Below are 1,542 nucleotides of genomic sequence, written 5' to 3'. Positions count from 1 at the left end.
TAGAACTACAAACTTGTATTAATTTATGAGCTAAATCGACACCAATTCTTAACTTATTCATAATTGAACTCCGAAAAATAATTTCTACTTAAGTGTAGAAGTTGGGAGTCCAATTATCTTGTTATGTGTATATTGCACTCAAGGCCAAGTTCTACAACTTAAAGAGTTACCACCTTTATCAAAACCCCAAGCAATTATGATTTCCGTTTTAGGATCAACATCGTAATAAATAAGACATTTACCGACAAAGTCTTTAATACTGTAATTCGGTAATACTTCTTGCCTGCTAAAATGGTATCTCAAAAAACCAGTATCTAATGTTGTAATATTGGTTAACCCTTCGCCTGCGATTAAATAATCCGATCTTATCAACTCACCAGCATCGGGTGATTTAGAAAGCTTTTGATTATTTATATTCTCACCAATATTCATATTCAGATATCTCTGATAGTCCTTATGACCGACAGTGCAACCCGAAAGGAAAAATAAAAGGAAAATACTAGCAATTATTTTCTTAAATTGTTCAAACACTGGAATATTGCACCATATAGATTTATACACATTACGCCCGCCTAAGCGGCAATTTAATAATGGGCTAAAATATTGAGCGCAGCGGCAATTTAATAATGGGCTAAAATATTGAGCGCAGCGACAATAGCCCATTGTTAATTGTCCGAGCGAACTTAAGAGCGAATTGAGGCGCTTGTTATGTGTATTTTAAACTGAACCAAATATTTCTAGTTTATTGGTATCAAGAACAAAAATTGATAAAATCTCAGATTTAACTGAATAAATAAGTTTGCCCCCCTCTTTGAGCACGACTTTACCCAGTAACTGATTGAACAACCACTCCCTAGGCATAGATTCAGCAATAATTGAGGAATGAACCAATGCGTCACATTTATAAAGTTTTTGAACTAGTTGGAAAGTATTCAATTTATGATGACACTCAATTATGCAAGTGACTCCTTTTCGCTTCCAAGTTTTTTCAATATGAACCCATTCGTTTTTGAAGCCAGTGGATTTAAACTGTTCTATGGCATCAAACACTTCTGATTTCGGCAACTCAGCATATTTTTCAGCAACCTCAAAACCATGTTTTAGAATTTTCTCGAAAGCTAAATACTTTTCATCATCTGAGTGAATGAAACACCCTAAATCTTGTGAGATATTAACATGGGCAATTGCAGGATCTTTTCCCAGGCTAAACTCAGTTTCTACTGGTAACTTAGAGCAACTTATAACTAGTCTTGAAAATTTGCTACGAAAGTTAAGTGGGTATAAATGCCTTTCAATGAAATGAACCATAGATCTAGAATTCACAATCACAGTTTTTTGTTCTTCTTCGGTGTACGTGCTATCTAATACTAATTGAATATCCCAAAATCGAGTCATACTCACAACTTTCCCAATACACATAGACATAATGACTCCCACACGGTGTTAGCCTCCGCTTTTCGTGGGTTAGCTTAATTCAAAGCCAGAGCCATAATTAGTTTGTCAATTAACTAAACAGCAGAGGCTAACATGAATAAACATAGC

2 protein-coding genes are annotated in these 1,542 nt (G+C 34.8%); both read right to left on the bottom strand.

The features are described 5' to 3' along the window. Nucleotides 1–138: 138 nt before the first annotated feature. Nucleotides 139–561, bottom strand: coding sequence for a hypothetical protein (locus H5116_RS20050; RefSeq protein ID WP_220487502.1), 423 nt, complete (start codon nucleotides 559–561; stop codon nucleotides 139–141). A 156-nt stretch (nucleotides 562–717) separates the two neighbouring features. Next, on the bottom strand, nucleotides 718–1,425 hold the full coding sequence (locus tag H5116_RS20045) for a hypothetical protein (protein ID WP_182716926.1): 708 nt from the start codon (nucleotides 1,423–1,425) through the stop codon (nucleotides 718–720). Nucleotides 1,426–1,542: the final 117 nt, after the last annotated feature.

This window comes from Pseudoalteromonas sp. SG45-2 (genome assembly GCF_014164115.1).
GTDB classification, from domain to species: Bacteria; Pseudomonadota; Gammaproteobacteria; order Enterobacterales; family Alteromonadaceae; genus Pseudoalteromonas; species Pseudoalteromonas distincta.
The sequence above is the reverse complement of the archived record's forward strand: the minus strand, read 5'-3'. Positions and strand labels throughout refer to the sequence as shown.